The 17,052-nt window shown below is 42.9% G+C and carries 13 protein-coding genes; all 13 read right to left on the bottom strand.

Annotated features, from left to right (window positions below; translation table 11 throughout):
- Positions 1–44 precede the first annotated feature (44 nt).
- Positions 45–818, bottom strand: a complete 774-nt coding sequence (locus V6668_RS11100; protein ID WP_338708926.1) for an ATP-dependent DNA ligase — start codon at positions 816–818, stop codon at positions 45–47.
- A gap of 4 nt (positions 819–822) precedes the next feature.
- Complete coding sequence (locus V6668_RS11095; protein ID WP_036670316.1) at positions 823–1,824, bottom strand: hypothetical protein; 1,002 nt, start codon at positions 1,822–1,824, stop codon at positions 823–825.
- A gap of 552 nt (positions 1,825–2,376) precedes the next feature.
- Positions 2,377–3,777 (bottom strand): hypothetical protein, encoded by a 1,401-nt coding sequence (locus tag V6668_RS11090; protein ID WP_338708433.1) that lies wholly within the window; start codon positions 3,775–3,777, stop codon positions 2,377–2,379.
- 145 nt (positions 3,778–3,922) lie between these two features.
- Entirely contained in the window at positions 3,923–4,993 is a 1,071-nt protein-coding gene (locus V6668_RS11085) for a GIY-YIG nuclease family protein (RefSeq protein ID WP_338708431.1), read from the bottom strand.
- Positions 4,994–5,331: 338 nt separating this feature from the next.
- On the bottom strand, positions 5,332–5,766 hold the full coding sequence (locus V6668_RS11080) for a hypothetical protein (protein ID WP_338708430.1): 435 nt from the start codon (positions 5,764–5,766) through the stop codon (positions 5,332–5,334).
- A 129-nt stretch (positions 5,767–5,895) separates the two neighbouring features.
- The gene (locus V6668_RS11075; RefSeq protein WP_338708428.1) at positions 5,896–6,144 is read right to left on the bottom strand and encodes a hypothetical protein; all 249 of its coding nucleotides are present in this window, start codon (positions 6,142–6,144) and stop codon (positions 5,896–5,898) included.
- 143 nt (positions 6,145–6,287) lie between these two features.
- Positions 6,288–6,593, bottom strand: coding sequence for a hypothetical protein (locus V6668_RS11070; RefSeq protein ID WP_017689244.1), 306 nt, complete (start codon positions 6,591–6,593; stop codon positions 6,288–6,290).
- Between the two features lie 169 nt (positions 6,594–6,762).
- Positions 6,763–9,810, bottom strand: coding sequence for a glycoside hydrolase family 2 TIM barrel-domain containing protein (locus V6668_RS11065; RefSeq protein WP_338708425.1), 3,048 nt, complete (start codon positions 9,808–9,810; stop codon positions 6,763–6,765).
- 157 nt (positions 9,811–9,967) lie between these two features.
- Entirely contained in the window at positions 9,968–10,798 is an 831-nt protein-coding gene (locus V6668_RS11060; protein WP_036609483.1) for a carbohydrate ABC transporter permease, read from the bottom strand.
- Complete coding sequence (locus tag V6668_RS11055) at positions 10,791–11,681, bottom strand: carbohydrate ABC transporter permease (protein ID WP_036610887.1); 891 nt, start codon at positions 11,679–11,681, stop codon at positions 10,791–10,793. Before V6668_RS11055 ends, V6668_RS11060 begins: the two co-directional genes overlap by 8 nt.
- A 141-nt stretch (positions 11,682–11,822) precedes the next feature.
- Positions 11,823–13,106 carry an extracellular solute-binding protein gene (locus V6668_RS11050; protein ID WP_235193818.1) on the bottom strand — a complete coding sequence of 428 codons (1,284 nt, stop codon included), beginning with the start codon at positions 13,104–13,106 and terminating at the stop codon, positions 11,823–11,825.
- Positions 13,107–13,458: 352 nt separating this feature from the next.
- The gene (locus V6668_RS11045) at positions 13,459–15,228 is read right to left on the bottom strand and encodes a cache domain-containing sensor histidine kinase (RefSeq protein ID WP_036670305.1); all 1,770 of its coding nucleotides are present in this window, start codon (positions 15,226–15,228) and stop codon (positions 13,459–13,461) included.
- 18 nt (positions 15,229–15,246) lie between these two features.
- The gene (locus V6668_RS11040) at positions 15,247–16,794 is read right to left on the bottom strand and encodes a response regulator transcription factor (protein WP_338708424.1); all 1,548 of its coding nucleotides are present in this window, start codon (positions 16,792–16,794) and stop codon (positions 15,247–15,249) included.
- Positions 16,795–17,052 lie beyond the last annotated feature (258 nt).

Below are 17,052 nucleotides of genomic sequence, written 5' to 3'. Positions count from 1 at the left end.
AAAATCGGCTCCGCAATTCAATGCGGAGCCTTTTTTGCATTACCTCAGAAAATAAATTGATCAAACACGGGTATACGTAACAAACCAGATTTGGTCCAATTCCTCATTTTGACCCTAGCCTGTATACGGGGCTCCAAATAAACATTGTTCTTGTCTTCGCCAGTTATTAGTTGCTGGCTCACTCCGCGAAAAGCCTTCTTATGTTTTGGACTCGGGCCATGCTCAATAATTCCTACCGGACGCATCCTGCCAGTTGGATCTGGAACGGCAGCAAACCATCCAAACTCAGCTTTTTTGTATCCCGTGATAAACACATCTGCATAGGACTGGTTAATAACCTTCAACCAATCCTTGGACCGCCTGCTAACGTACTGGCTGTCTTTACGCTTGCCTACTACACCTTCCATCCCCATTGCCTCTATCTGGGCGTATAGCACCTCTCCTGCGCCGTCAATATGCGGTACTACTCCGAAACTACTAGATGGCAGTTGGATCCCTTGCAGAATCGCCTTGCGCTCTACGAGAGGTAGGTTACGGAGGTCGTGACCGTTGGACTGCAAGATATCGAATATGGCGAACGTGGCTGGCAATGTCTTGGTGAGTTGCTGAACCTTCGAGTGCTGCCGAATGGTGAACCGACTCATGACCGCCTCAAAGTCGTTCAATCCAGTCGCTGGATCGGTGCAAGCAACCTCTCCGTCCAAGATAATGTCAGAGTCAAAGGGCAGCAATAATTCAGGATACTGTCGGGTACAATAGTTGTTGTGACGTGTATATAACTTAGCGTTTTGCCATAAAGGATTGAGGCGGTAAGTTATGGATCTAAGGAAGCATTATTGAATTTCCTAATTTTATCTCTTTACTAGACTCCACAATCTCTTTTTTATGTGAAAGTAATAAAATAAGTTGAAGCACATTATTAAAAGAATCTGCAAAGACATCAGTTTCTATCCCCTTTGGAATATCACCGAGAGCATGAACAATCTTATTTCTCCACTGGATTAGCTTTAATACAGAATTCAAGTCAATATCCTCTAGGGATTTTTCGTTAATGGTTAAGGGCAGCAAACCAATTACTCTTGCTGTTAGGCCCACTTCTTTACTTAAAAACTGTTTCACTTTTTCATCTGTCATTTTCTTATAGTTTCTCATATAAGCACTCAAGAAACCGTTTAGTACAATTTCAAGAGATATCGTAGATTCGATTACCGCAATTCGGTAATTTTTGTTCTTATATTGTTCCAAAGCATTAACAAAGAAAACTCTCTCCGGAGGTGTTATGTAGTCCGTATTTATTGCAGGCTTTACTTCTTCATACCAGGTCTCATAATTGACATGAGCAGTGCCGATGTTGACACGATTTAATCTTTCATTCTTAGCTATACTTACGTACATAGATTCCAAATTAGGCTTGTATTCAGAATTAGTTAATGGGTTTACAAGTCCCAACTTATAGAAAACATTATGCAAATCTTCTCTTTCATCAAAAGAGACTTCATTGATTGACGTACAAACCCCTTCATTTCGGACCACTCTAGCGACAAGGTTAGTTATATTCAACACTGTTTTCGCAAGTTTCTCTTCATCATTTATGAGTTGTTCTACTTTATCCACTTTTTTATCAATATTACTGATAGAAAATTCTATAGCACTTATGCTCCTTGATCCTTCATTCAGTCCACCAACCTCCTCTGAAGAATAATCCCCAGAAATAAAAGAAACGTTACATGTGTATGATTTGAACTTTATTGTGACAGGCTCTAATCTGAAATTTTCATAATGAAAAATATGTATTTCACAACTAACTTTCCAGTTTATCGACAAAACTATTCCCTCCTCAAAATGATAATGATGTTGATTATTTTAATCAATTCTTTATTTTTGTTGTAAATTTCAATTTTATAGAATTGGCGATCATCTTATCCATGGCTCCGATCGCAGCATCAAGATTAGATCTTTCCAAAGCGTACAAATCGCAATTATGCTCTATTTCGAGTTCTTTGTCACAAGACTCTCCAGGAGGGACGAGACCATAGGTTAGGTGACCTTCTTCATGTAGAAGGATAAATTCTTTTTCTTCATTCGTTAGTGAATTGAAATTATCTCCAACTATTATGTGTAGCGGAAACCGGTACCATGTAGAAGCAGTTTTTAGATGTGATAGCGCACTATGTACAGGAATACCACTTTTAGTTGACGGGTGTCCCAGTAAAATCCCCCCTCAAAACTCATAATGTTTCTATTTTAATATATGACTACTAGTTATGTATATCAATAAAAGGCTCTGCTGATAAACCATCAACAGAGCCTTTCATGCCCATTATAATTCTTCTATTATTCTTTGTGTACAAAACTTTCATTTCACCAATCATCGTGTCATCCAAAACTCACCCTTTCCCTTTGTCTCTGCCATTGAGCCATTTCCTGTGCAAATGAAGCGCGGCCAGCGTCATGAGCTGCAACAATATCTGCTTTACTGGCGTTACCATTGATGTTTATATTAGGGCTGTACACGATGTTCATACCTCCACTAGAAGGTGCCGGAGAGTAACCCATACTTCTGTTTGCAGCATCCAACAATCCTTGTGATTTAGGAGAGTTGTTGTCCGGGATGATCCACTCCGCTGATCTGCCTTCCCCGACCCAAGCAAGCTCAGGTTTGTTGACGTATCCGCCTGTTGCATACCCACCGACCGTTGGGATTTTCGGGATGTCTACCCCGATAGTTCCGCCTCCTAAGAAGTCCGGGATGTCGAAGCTGATCCCGTTGGCCTTCTCAATTACCCAGTTCAGTTTTTCGATTATCCAATTCACTGCGCTGTTGAATGTTCCTTTGATGCTTTCGAATATTCCACCGAACCAACCTGTCAGGCCACTAAACGCCGTTGTAGCCGCATTGTAAGCCTCGTTCCACCGTTCGGAGAACCAAGCACCAATACCACCCAACCAGCCTTGTACAGCGGTCCAGAATCGACCCACCGCAGCTTTAATGGAGTCCCAGTGTGTTACTGCTAGGACGATAGCCGCTACCAACGCACCTATGGAAACTATCACTATGCCAATTGGATTAGCGAGCATAGCTCCATTCAGAGCCCATTGTGCAGCTGAGGCTAAAAGTGTTCCAGCTTTATATGCTTTCATAAGGGCATTAATACTGCCAATTATCTTTAATGCTGTAAATGCTGTTTGCATAGCTGCAATTCCCGCTACGACAGACAGAGCAATACTTTTTACACCTGACCAGTTATTCTTAATCGTTGTGTACAGATCAACAGCCTTTTTGATGATCTTTTGAATATTGTCCTGCATGTTTTGCATCCACGCCTTGCCATCAGTAGACTGGAACCACTTTGCCACTTTGGAAAGAACCGGCAACAACTTTTTACCTAAGGGCTGAATGAAATCCATCTCAACCGAACGTCCGATGGACTGAAACGCCATGCCCAGGGTGTTGAATTTGACATTTTTGACGTTATCCATGGTCTTCCTAGTCTTATCGAATTGGCTACGGGCTTCGCCCATGGCCTTGATCGCTTCATACTCCAAATCCTCGAACTGAGTACCGAACAAGGAGACACCAGCGGCGTTTCTCTTAATTGGGTCCTGGATTTTAGACAATGCTTGGAATATTTTCTGGGTAGCTTTCTTCGCGTTTTCTCCGCCTCCGGCTATGGCCTGTTCGAATTGCTCAGCGTTGAGGTTCAGGAGCTTATAACCTTCATAAGTCGTCTTCGATTGGTCCTTGGTTCGGATGGTCAATTCCTTGATCGCGTCCATTTCTGTTCACATGGTGTCGCTAATACCATGCCGCCACTCGGCAGCTGTATGTTTCCATACGATCAGACTATATCTTCATCCAAGCAATAAAAAAAGAAGGCTTGGATGCCTCCCGTTTCGAGCCGCTTGGCCCTACGTCTTTCGACTAGTCGTTGAAGGTTCTGCCCTCGTTGTATTTCAATAAAAGATCATCCATCGTATCTTTGTCAGTCACATCTTCTCTGAAAAGTTTGTATCCTCTGGTATGACGATACTTGCCTTTTAAGGCATTATATAAGTTGGAATAACTGGTCTTGGTGGAACCGACTCGAACATCAAACCAACTTTTCAAATCAAACCACGAGTCAAACTTATGAATTTCTCCGTTTGATACGTCCACAGCATAAGAAGAGACTGATTTTGCATTTGGATGGATACTGCCTTGTCTGTGATCTTTGATTACAACTGGTTCAATGATTCCGTGTTTGAATTTATGTTCAATCTCAGTTAGGACTCGGTGTTCTGTGACATCTTGGCGAAAAAACATATGACCTTTAAAAGTCCTTCGACCTTTTCCGCCTCGCATGACTGCAAGAACACTGCTACGGTTCAATTTTATACCTCTCTTTTCAAATGAATCTCTTAAATCAAAAAAAGAGTTGAATTTCTCAATTAAACCAGTTGAACACTCCAAGGAATAACATATTACAGCCTTTATGGATGGATTAGCGTTACCTTTTAAGCGTCCTCTATTTGAATTACCGATCTTCTCTTTTGTGTCTATTGACATCTTAGTTCCAAATAGAGGATGGTTTATTCCGCTAACAAGGTGTCCCTTTCCATACTTAGGATTCGATTCCCCGGACCAGCTTCCGCGCTTCTTGTGGGTGACGCTGATTTTCTTCCTCGTCTCCTTTGAGAAAACCGCCCCATTCATTCCTTCGCCCCCCAAAGTCGCGTTATATCCATGCGCATCCTTGTTATGAGCAAAGGTTTTCATTTTTCCAATGAAGTGTTTTTCTCTTTCAGCAGCTTCCGCGAGTGTTTCGACTTGTTCAATTAACTCGGTATAAAATTGGTCTTTCCCATATTTCCTTATAGCTCGGCAGAGATACCTTTCGCTTGATCCACGAGATTGTTTGATATGATCATTGAATCTCGACTCATATCCCTTTGACGTGTATCCCACATATCTTTTGCCGTTCACTTTATTTGTGATTACATAAATATCATACACGGAATAAATCCCCCTCAGGCAGCTTCATGCTGGTTGTATTCCCAAAACCAATCATACCAAACTTAATTCTTTGATGGTATCTTTTGGAAGGTTTAAGGCTTCCCAGCATAAAGAGAGGTTTAACCTGAGCTATACGATAACCCAACTTGTCGAGCTACTTCGCAAAAAGTACCCAAAAACAACATTTCTACTCTACTCCATATTTTATGAAAAGCTTAATCTACCAAGCGTTTCACGATTATATATGTGAACTCATAAACCAATTTAACCCCTCTCCCATGAAAAAGAAGCTCTCGAAAGAGGGCTTCTTTTTGTTGTTTATGTTTTCATTTATTTTGCTAGTTATACTTTTCTTCAAATTCACTTATTTCGGCTTCCTCTTCGGTCTGCAACCATCCAATCTCCCTCAGCCACATGCCCATATCTGCAATAAACTCATTCACTTTTAAATGTTCAATATTGTATTTCTGGATCTTTTCACTTAAAAAAGCATAAAACTCATGGCTTAAGACATACCGTTGTTTGCTTTTGCTTAATGTCTTATAACGATCCTCGCTGACCACCAGATCAAAATAGATGACATTCTCCTTCTTCACATGTCTGACCGTCGACTTCCTCTCATATTCTTCAGGAAGACACCTGAAAACAAAGAAGAGTTCAATATCAACTATTTTATATTTGCTTTCTGCTTGATCAAAAACAGACTGCAACTCATCCGAAAGATTGGCAACCTGCGTTACACCTGAAGTATCCGTTGATTTTCCGAAGATCATTATTGAAATCCTCCCGTTCATTTTCACCATTCATAATCATACAACTAGAAAAGGTTGACTAGTGATGTAATCTCCGTCAACCTTTCCTATGTTCATCCTTCTTGTACCTTACCCCAACGTAGCAAGAGCTTACGAGTTCAGCTCTCTATGTTTCCGATTGGAAAGTCGCAAATTGATCAATGGAATGATAAGTAAAACAACCGGCAAGAGAAGATTCACCGAACCATTCTTAATCATCATGAAGGTAATAAACAACACGGCGAGCCAAGTCATAATCTCCATCATTTCATATTTGGTTAACGTCAGCTTGAATGCTTTTTTCGAAATGAAACGAATCAAGAAATAAGCAATCAAGCTATAGAACAGGATCATTCCCAAGATAGCAACTAGGATTATGAGGTACATATCCACCATAAAAATCTCACCCGACCCTTATATCATTTCCTTAATTTTACCATATAAGAGATAAGGTGTCATTACAAATTCCAAACCAGTGCTTCGTCAAGACTGGCAAATTACGCTTACTTCTCTTCAACAACAATCGTTGCATTATAGATCACAACACGTTTCCCATTGAGATCAAATAATACTTTATTGCCGTATTCCGTATCTTCCACGTCAATCTTACCATCATAGGTCTGAATCAATTCACCGTTATTGCTGTACACTTTAACAACCCTCTCCAGACCACCCGAGTTATTGGACCTCATTGTTTTGAGTGCACGTTCACCCGAAGCGGTATTGAAATACCATATGAAACATCCAACTATGATACCCAAGAAGACCAACACCGTCACCCATATACCTGTCTTTGCTTTTTTACTCATCTTGAACCCCCTCTTATGTTTCCTGTCTCGTACATTACGAGGTTGGAGAGAGAACGGTTTCATACCAAGCCTCTCAAGCTGTTCGTTGACATAACAAAACAGAGGCCTCCGATAGCGAAGACCTCTGTTCTTTATAGAATACATTCTTTATTCTGTACGATTTTTTTACTTACAGTGCACGAATGACAAATTCAAATGTCAGTTCGCCGTCTGAAGGGATCAGGTATTCCGGATGAACCGGAGCACCCCAGCTATCATCACCGCCAACACCCATTTGTTTACCTGCTACAGTCACGACCGTATAGTGCACAGGTGGCAATTCGTACGCATGTTGTGCGTTCTCCAGCTCAAATGCCGTATATGGTGAGACATTCAGCTCAACCGGAGCTCCAGAAGCTTCGATTTTGAAGCCACGTCCTGCATTGTCCGTCAATTTGGCCCAACGCACGCCAGTACGGTTGCCTGATTCCTGTGGTACAAGATATGGAGCTACAGTATCAGCTACCTTGCTGCCGTGGATACCGAGACGTGCGCCAAATGCGCGGTCTGCATAATTTTCTTCGGGTCCCATCGCAAGCCATTCCACGTTTTCGAAGTCAGGTGATGTTCTGAAGGACAATGCATGAATTGGCAGGTTTGGCAATCCGGCTGTACCTTTGTACGTATTATGCACACGTACACTTCCATCTGCATGAACGGTATAGACCACTTTCACTTGTACATCCTCCGAAATGTTGAGCTTGTACGTGAACTCGATCCGGTATTGATCCGGTTTCTGTTCCGCTTTCCACTCTACAGAACGTGGCATCAGGCTCGCTGCATACCAGGCGCCCAGTTCGAAGCCCATCGCCATACCTTTGTCATTATCCGTCATTGCACGCCAGAAGAGCGGTGCAGGTGGTACAGCAATCGTCTCGCGACCAGACAATTTCAGGGAAACCAGTGTCCCAAACTGTTTGGAGAACAGCGCATGTGTCTTGCCAGCACGAACACCGATGTTAACATCACCTTCGATAACTTGTACATCACTTACAAGGTTCAAGTCGACTTCAACTGCATCATTTACCTGATCCTGTGTGAAAATAAACTGTCCAAAGGCCACTTCTTCGCCTTTGTCAGCCCACATTGTAGCTTCTTTTAACACAAATGCAGTGTTCACAGCGTACTCGCCGCCCGCCAGAGCTTCTGCACCCAGCGGAAGTTTCACTACCGTCTCGCTTTGTGCATCCACGTTCACTTCCAATGTTCCACGCAGCACTTCATGTCCCTCGCGCTCCAAGCTGTATACCAGTTCCAGCGCAGATGTATCTGCAAACAGATTACCGTTCACGATTTTGACACCTTCACGATCCGGGAACAGCTTGATGTTCTGGTAAAGGAATTTGACCTCCTGCATTTTCGCAGTTACTTTACGGTCAGCATGGACGATACCGTTGCCACAGAACGAATAGTCTGATGGACGATCACCAAAATCTCCACCATAAGCGAGGAACTCTTTGCCGTAACGATCTTTTTTATAAATGGATTGGTCGATGTAATCCCAGATGAATCCACCTTGATACATCGGATATTTGTCTTCCAACTCCGTATATTTGTGCATACCACCAATAGAGTTACCCATGGCATGCATGTACTCACAGCTGATATAAGGTTTCGTCGGGTTTGCATTCAGGAATTCCTCAATGTCTGCCGGTTTGGCATACATGCGAGTCTCCATATCACTTGTTTCATCGAAACGGCGATCATGGAATACACCTTCGTAATGTACCAGACGTGTTGGATCAGCTGATTTGAAGTATTGGGATACTTTGTAGATGACTTCACCACCGTGTGATTCATTACCACAAGACCAGATCAGAATGGACGGATGGTTTTTGTCACGCTCCACCATGGATACAGCGCGGTCCATAACGATATCATGCCATTCCGGTTTGTCACCTGGAATAACCCATGAAGGCTCAACAGCACCAAGTTTCTGCCAAGATCCGTGTGTCTCCAGGTTCATCTCATCAATAACATACAATCCATATTCATCACACAACTCATACCACAGACTTTGGTTTGGATAGTGTGACGTACGTACGGCATTCATGTTGTTCTGTTTGATGGTACGAACATCCCACAGCATGTCTTCCTTCGTAACCGCACGTCCACGACGCGGGTTGAACTCATGACGATTCACACCTTTGAATACGATACGTTTACCGTTGATGTGCATCACTTTATCAATCATTTCAAATGTACGGAAACCAACGGCTTGAGGAACTACCTCAACCAGTGTACCCGCAGCATCATATACACGAATATAGAGACGGTACAAGTATGGAATCTCTGCGCTCCACAGGTTCACTGTACCAATGTCTTCACGAAGACTTACTTGCCCATCGTTAACTTTGGACTCAAACGTTTTAACGGTATTGCCTTCACGATCACGAAGTTCAGCCTCTACGCGCGCTCCAGCAACCGCTTTTCCTTCCAGTTTCAAGTCTAGCTGCAATGTACCGTTCGTATAGGACTTGTCCAGATCTGTGCGAACATGAACATCACGTACGTGTGCAGTCGGGACGGTATACAGATACACATCTCTGAAAATACCGGAGAAACGCCAGAAATCCTGATCTTCCAGCCAGCTGCCTGTGCTGCGTTGATACACCTCAACTGCGAGTTTATTCTCTCCATCCTGAAGGAATGGCGTCAGGTCAAAATCAGATGGCGTGAAGCTGTCTTCTCCGTATCCTACGAATTGTCCATTAAGCCATACATAGAATGCAGACTCTACACCTTGGAAAGAAATATATACCGGATTCGACTCCCAACCTGTCGGCAGGTGGAATGTGCGAATGTAACTTCCAACCGGATTTTTATCCTGTGGTAATGCCGGCGGACGAATTTCGTTCAGGCCATCCCAAGGATATTGTGTATTAACATATTGAATCTGTCCGTATCCTTGTAGCTGGATATGCCCCGGAACTTCAATATCATCCCAGCCTTCACTGGAAAAATCGGATGTATAGAAAAACTCAGAACGGCTGTCTGGACGAATTGCATAGTTGAATTTCCACGTACCATTCAGATCATAACGCATGGACATCGCGCCTGAACCTACAGCCTCGTCCATTGTTTGGTAGTAACGGTGATCGGAATAGGCATGAAGACGGTTTACCTCAAATACACTTACGTCCCCCAACCAGTTGATATCTGCCTTTGTTGCTTTCATCGGCTCTCTCTCCCTTTAAAACGTTATAGTTTGACTTATTCAAGGTTTACGCTGGATTTCCTTTTGCTTTACATAAACAAAAAAGACAGAGGTACGCCATAACAGCGCCCTCTCTTCTTTCCTGCATACGTCATTTGCACGGATTATGCTGTTTTCATTACTTCACGGAACCTACCATACCTGCAACAAAATGTTTCTGCATGATGAAGAAAACGATTGCTGTAGGCAGTGTTGCAATCACGATTGCTGTCATGATTACTCCGTAATCCGGAGAATAACCAGCACCCAGATTTGAGATCAACAGTGGAATCGTTTGTTGGTCAGGTGTTTGCAATACAATGAGTGGCCACAGATAGTTGTTCCAGCTACTCATGAATGTAATGATTGCTGCCGCTGCATATGTTGTTTTCATGGTTGGCATATAGATCTTTAAGAAGATGCCGAGTTCACTCAAACCATCAATACGTCCAGCTTCCAGCAAGTCTTTCGGGAACATTTTGGTGTTCTGACGGAAGAAAAAGATCAGGAACGCTGTTGCGATGGTTGGCAGGATCACTGCTGCCATCGTGTTGATTCCGATAACCGGTGCAACTCCCGAGATTGTTGCAAACATACGATACAGTGGTACCATGATCGCTGCAAACGGGATCATCATGGATAACAACAGGATATTAAACACAATGTCACGAGACTTCGTGCGATATACCTCGAAACCATAACCTGCCATGGAACCAATAAACAGTGCCAAGAGAGTGGAGACCACAGAGATAATCGCCGAGTTTCCGAGAGCCTGTACCAGATTTGTCGAATCAATCAGTTTGTTGAAGTTATCAATAAAAGCTGAACCGGGCAGCAGTCTACCCTTGGTGACATCGACTGATGCATTTGTTGAACTGACCAGCATCCAGAAGAAAGGGAAAATGGATACAAAGGCGACGATGGATAGGAACACATACGTGAAAATCCGTTTTGCTTTAGCTTTAGCCATTTTTATTATCACCTGCCACTTTAAACTGGATGATGGACAATACAATAATCAAGATTACGATGGAATACGACACTGTTGCTGCATAACCGAAGTCCGGTGAATATTTGAACGAAAGGTTGTAGATGTATTGTGAAATCGACATGGTCGCATTACCTGGACCACCTTTGGTAATATTCATGATCTCATCGAAGATTTGCAATGTACCAATCGTTGATGTGATGGACGTGAAAAGGATAATCGGTTTAAGCAAAGGTACAGTGATTTTGAAGAATTGTGTAAAAGCATTCGCTCCGTCAATTCTTGCAGCTTCATAGATCGATTGATCGATGTTTTGCAGGGATGACAGATAGAAAATCATGTTATATCCGGTCCAACGCCAAGTAACGGCGATTATGATCGTAATTTTAGCCCAGAACGGGTCTGTGATCCATTGAATTGGATCGCCAATAATGTGCAAGCCCATCAGGAATTGATTCACCATTCCATCTGGTGCGAACAGATATTTGAATACAACAGAGTACGCTACCAATGAAGTTACACAAGGCAAGAAAATCGCTGTACGGAAGAAGCTCCGGAAACGTAGTGTGCTGTCATTCAGCAATACGGAAATAAACAAACCAAGAATGATCATTACAGGCACTTGAATAATCAAGTAGATAAATGTATTCGATAATGCTGTACGGAACGTTGTATCAACTAACAATCTTTTGTAGTTAGAAAGGCCCGAAAATTCAAGATTGGCTCCTACACCAGACTTGAACGATAAGAGCAGCGCTTGGATCATCGGGTAGAAGTAAAATGCAACAATCCCGACAACAGCCAGCAAAACAAAAGCCCATCCAGTCAAATTATTTTTCTTTTGGAGACTGTCTCCTGTATTCATGGCTTTCACAGTATGGCTCCTCTCTCTCCATGGAACATGGGTAGAACCCACGGAGCCCCTCGCCATATCCGGTTCGACTTGCGCCGGACATGGGAGATGGCTCCGATGTTTCCTAGGGTTCTATAAGTTACCTTGGGTATCTTAGTTTAATTGTGCTTCAGCTTGTTTTTGTGCATCAGCCAGAACGTCATCGATTGATTTACCGTTCAGGAATGCTTGCATTTCTACTACCAGAATATCTTCAATGGCATATGTGTTGATACCATAGTTTACGCTTGGAATTTCTTTCGTCCAATTTGCAAAGTCTGTGAAGATTTTTTGTCCGCCGAAGTACTCATCTGCTTTGGCATACGCGTCACCATCAACTGCTGGTTTGTACGTACCAATTGCGCCGATGTTGTTCAACAGATCTTGATACAATTGTTTGTCAGAACCAAATGTTTTTGCTACAAAATCAGCTGCTTGATCTGCACCAGGAACGTTGTTCATAACATACCAAGAGCTACCACCCAAGTTGGATGCGTGAACAGAGTTTGCTTGACCAGCCATTTTCGGTATTGGAGCTACAGCCCATTTACCGGATTGGGAAGCTTCTTGACGTACAGATGGTGAGAACCAGTTACCTGTAGGAATTGTTGCTACGCTACCGTTATTGGCGTTGGCAACGAATTGACTCCAGTCAGAGTGCAATTTAACAATGTTGGCATCCATCATTGCTTTGTAAGTAATAAACGCTTCTTTCAGAGCAGCATTATTAGCAATGTCAGGTGTTTTACCATCTTCTGCGGAATACCATTTACCTGCAGTTTGGATCATCATACGAATCAAACCAAGGTCATTCGGGTCAAGAGAAAGAAGCTCTTTACCTGTTTTAGCTTTTACGTCTTTACCAATTTGGATGTAGTCATCCCAAGTGATGTCTTGCAGGTCAGCTGCTTTGTAGCCAGCTTGCTCCAGCAGATCTGTTCTGTAGTACAAACCAGCAACGCCGGAGTCAAATGGTACTCCGTATTGTTTGCCATCAAACGCTGTTGGTCCGAGTTTGTAATCTGCAAAATCGGAAGCCGTGATACTGGAAGACAGATCTTTGAACGCATCAGGATATGCATTCAGGAAGCTTTGTGAACGATAGTCTTCAATCAGAACTACGTTTGGAAGACCACTGGCAGTTCCGGAGTTAAGACCTGTGTTCAGTTTCTGAATGATATCAGCTTGAGCGTATTCAATGATGTTAATTTTCACATCAGGATTTGCTTTTTGATATGCTTCTTTTGCTGTTTCCATTGCAGCTACGTTAAAAGCTTTGTCCCAAGCCCAGACCGTGATTTCGTTTGTTTTTTCGTCACCACCACTAGCGGATTTACCTCCGCCACCGGATGAACATGCGGACAACAGCAGTACTGTAACGAGCATCAATACCCACATTTTTTTCAAAACATTCAACTCCCCTTCGACCTCTTTGTGTGTAATTTGTTTGCGTTTTCTGAAAGCGGTTGCTTTCGATGTATTCATCTTATCATTCCCATATCTCCATTCGTTAGTAATAATTTTGTACGGATTTGTCATCTTATTGCCACAATGAAAACCTTTACAGAAACCGTTTGCATTAAATTTAGTTTTTTGTAATTTCTTTTGATTTTGTAATTTCTTGATCTTGAAATAGTACAAAAATGATTTCACCCGCTTTACCTCTGACACGTGAAAATCCCCCGACTCTGTAGAAAACAGAAGCGAGGGATCTCGATTTTAAGTGTATTTAATGGAATCGGGTTTCGATTCAACTCGTGATTAAAGGTAGTGTAACGGTGACTCTCGTTCCTTCCCCAACCGTACTCATAATGGTGACACCATAAGGTGAACCATATAATAACTCAATACGGTCATGGACATTGCGAATACCGATCCCACTGAATAGTTGACGATTGTTCTTTGGATTCGGCAACGTTTCTCCCATGACAAGTCCTTCAATTCCATCCCCGTTGTCCATAATCTCACAGATGAGTGATTCTCCCGCTCTGGAAACCATGACATGAATCGTACCCGTTTCTTTCTTGATGAATCCATGGAAAAATGCATTCTCGATAAACGGCTGGATCACCAGTTTGGGTACATGATAGTGTGTACAATCCGGAGCAACGTAGAAAGCTGCTTTAATCCGGCCACCATATCTGACGTGATTAATGAAGACATAATTTTTCAAATTCTCGACTTCTTGTTCCACTGTAACAGTCTGACTCACATCACTGATCGTATTTTGCAGCAATCCAATTAATGCATTAATCGTCTCCGCAGCCCTGTCTTTGTTGCCTTGTTGCACCAGAACTTTGACAGATGCAAGTGTATTGTACAAGAAGTGAGGATTAATCTGACTCTGTAATGCCGCAAGCTCTGCATTCCGTTGTTCATGCTGTGTCTGTACTAACTGATCCACATAATCATGCAGTTCATCAAGCATGTAATTGTAAGCATGACCAAGCTGCCTGCTCTCGTAGCTTCCGCTCACCGGAATATAGTTGTCCAGATCACTTTTTGTAATGTTGGACATCTGCTTCACAAGTCTGCGCAGTGACTTGGTAATCTGGCTGGTGATGAGAAACACAAGGATGAGTGCCCCCACAACGATAGCTGCACAGATCAGGGCAACCGTCTTCATGTCGATAAGTTGACCCATCGCCAGATCCTTATCCACTACATTGACAATATAAAACCGATAGAACGGTAAATACTCGGATAACACAACGCTATCCTGATCCATCACACGAGCATTAATACTTCTCGGAGAGTTGTTGTTCATATCCCGGGCATACGAGAGCAAATCCAGCTGAGTTGTTCCGATCCAGTCTTCACGATTCGATGATACAATCTCACCTTTTTCATTCATAATGACCACATCATTGCCACGACTTGTAAAGCTGCTGTAAAATTGCCGGAATATGTCTTCTCTCATCGTGACATAGAGCGTACCGTATATCCGGCTGCGTGTTCGGTCCGTCAACGCTTTCGTCGCAGAGATCATCTGCTGACTCCCGAGCGTTGCCTCGTTTTGGTAAACATCAAAGATAAGACGACTCGGCGTCTCAGCTGCTTCCATCGTAATTGGCTCCTGCTTCAATTCATCCACGGACAACTGAAGGTGAGCACGATTCGTGGAATAGCTCCGTCCATTAATCCCGATAATTGTTATCCCAACTTCGTAGGATTCTGTGATGGATTGAATTCGATCCATCGTTTCCCTCATATTATAGAAGGATTTGGCCATCGTGAGGGAATCGGCATCTCCTTCGGACAGGAATCCTCGGATCGATCCACTCTGCGTCACATTATTCGATACGGCAGCAATGGCCTCATTAAAGGATTCAAAATTTGTTTTGATCTGATTAAGCACCTTGGAGTTTGTGATACTGAACGTCTCAGTAAACAGATTGGTTGACATGTGAATGGTCGTCCATAAGATGAGTACAGAAACGAGGACAATACTGACCACCATAACCAGAAACAACTTAGGAAACAATCCGAGACGAGATAATTGGTTCATCCATTTCTTCATGATCTTATCCTTCTGACTTTATGCCCAGAATTTGCGCCGGTATCGGCTTGGTGATAATCCGGTGAATTTTTTGAACACTTTGCAAAAGTAACTATGATCGGAATAACCTACCATACTGCTAATCTCAGAGATCGTTACATCATCGGATCGGAGCAGTTCCTCGGCTTTTTCAATCCGAATTTTATTCAAGTATTCATTAAATCCTTCTTTTTTGTGAGATGAGAAATAACTGGATAAATACGATGGATTAAAATGAAAGTGCTTGGCTACTTCAGCAAGCCCGAGCGGCTGATCAAAGTGCTCATGCATGTAATCCAGCAACATCTTCATGTTGGGATCACTTCGTTTTCCACCCGCACCAACGGTGCACTCCTGAACTTCCGTCATGAATTGATCAAGCACGGTCATGACTTCGTCCAGACTCGAAGCGCCGTCCACATTTTTAAAATAAGTATATTTGCTCTCTTCCAGCCCGGCAGACTGGACATCCATATCCGCGAGGGTAATGGTCACGTTAAATATCAAGTTACCGAGAAATGATTTGATTTCAAAAACATCGGCAATATAATCCCGTCCAAGTGTTTTTGCATGATCCTGTAAATACTCCCTTGCCGCTTCGACCCGGTTACGCTTCACATGCTGCAAAAACATATTCACATTAAACTGGTAACCTGCGGGATGCATCGGAGGCAGTTCACCATACACCAGGATTGGTCGATCCTTATAATAGAAACGATATTCAATCAGCTTAATCAGGCGTTCCCGGTAAACAACACCCATCTGTTCAAATGAAGTAAAGCTTTCACTAAGCACCCAACCAGGACTGTCTTCTCCTGCTGCATTTTCACTGGCCAACTGTCTGATCCGTTCAAGCATCCATTCATCTCTCACAGGATCGACATTAAGAAGCATCACAGGTAATGTACCCTCTGCGGGAACCATTGCACATTCTACTTCAGGCAGATCACTGCGGAGCTTGGATTCAATCTGTTCCTGATCCATCTTCAGTGGATTCCCTCCAGCACCCACGGGTTTATACACAAGCAAGCGAAAGGATTCATACGGAAAGGTATCTCGAATGATCGGCATTTCGCTATCTTCATCCAGTGTAAATCCGGACAGCATCTTCTCCATCAGTTGTCCAAGTCTCCAGCCATCGTGCGACGGCTCGAACTGTAGCTCCGGAATTTTACCCGCTGTGCGTTGAAGGACTTGCAATAATTCATTTGTATCCAGCTTGGGTTTCAGTATATAATCGGCTGCCCCGTGCTGAAGCGTTGAACGTACATACTCGAATTCACTGAAGCTGCTAAGTACAATAACTTCAATCTGCGGATTACTGGCTTTTAGTGTACGGACAAACGTTTCGCCATCCATGACAGGCATGACAATGTCGGTGATCACAATATCCGGTTTTAACAGGTTCACCTGCTGTAATCCTTCTTCACCGTTGGAAGCTTCACCCACAATGATAAATCCTTCCGCTTCCCAGTTCATATGGTGCTTTATGCCCTGTCTTACCAGAAACTCATCGTCAACAATCAGCACCTTGCACAACCGGTTCATGATCGCGACCCCCTTGTCTAATCTTTCCTCTATATCTGTACAGGCTATACCAACTATTATATATCGGTTATAAACACTTTCCAGTGTTAGCGGTTACATTAATTCTAAATTAATTGTACATCTTTTTATATCCTAAAACGATCCTTTAAGCAATGGTAACTATCTATAGTTTACACTATATTTCGACAAAATAAGAAGCCCCGACTCGCCATGTGATCATCTGGCGAATCAGGACCCCTATTTCAATCCTTTATTTCG

The sequence above is a fragment of the Paenibacillus amylolyticus genome (genome assembly GCF_036894225.1).
Classification (GTDB): domain Bacteria; phylum Bacillota; class Bacilli; order Paenibacillales; family Paenibacillaceae; genus Paenibacillus; species Paenibacillus amylolyticus.
This window is presented reverse-complemented; position numbering and strand designations above follow the sequence as displayed.

What these genes read in the sequence shown, in the direction of transcription:
- V6668_RS11045 (WP_036670305.1), bottom strand. Translation starts at nt 15,228, where the DNA reads ATGAAGAAATGGATGAACCAATTATCTCGTCTCGGATTGTTTCCTAAG.
- V6668_RS11060 (WP_036609483.1), bottom strand. Translation starts at nt 10,798, where the DNA reads ATGGCTAAAGCTAAAGCAAAACGGATTTTCACGTATGTGTTCCTATCC.
- V6668_RS11040 (WP_338708424.1), bottom strand. Translation starts at nt 16,794, where the DNA reads ATGAACCGGTTGTGCAAGGTGCTGATTGTTGACGATGAGTTTCTGGTA.
- V6668_RS11070 (WP_017689244.1), bottom strand. Translation starts at nt 6,593, where the DNA reads ATGAGTAAAAAAGCAAAGACAGGTATATGGGTGACGGTGTTGGTCTTC.
- V6668_RS11090 (WP_338708433.1), bottom strand. Translation starts at nt 3,777, where the DNA reads ATGGACGCGATCAAGGAATTGACCATCCGAACCAAGGACCAATCGAAG.
- V6668_RS11065 (WP_338708425.1), bottom strand. Translation starts at nt 9,810, where the DNA reads ATGAAAGCAACAAAGGCAGATATCAACTGGTTGGGGGACGTAAGTGTA.
- V6668_RS11080 (WP_338708430.1), bottom strand. Translation starts at nt 5,766, where the DNA reads ATGATCTTCGGAAAATCAACGGATACTTCAGGTGTAACGCAGGTTGCC.
- V6668_RS11055 (WP_036610887.1), bottom strand. Translation starts at nt 11,681, where the DNA reads ATGAATACAGGAGACAGTCTCCAAAAGAAAAATAATTTGACTGGATGG.
- V6668_RS11050 (WP_235193818.1), bottom strand. Translation starts at nt 13,106, where the DNA reads ATGTGGGTATTGATGCTCGTTACAGTACTGCTGTTGTCCGCATGTTCA.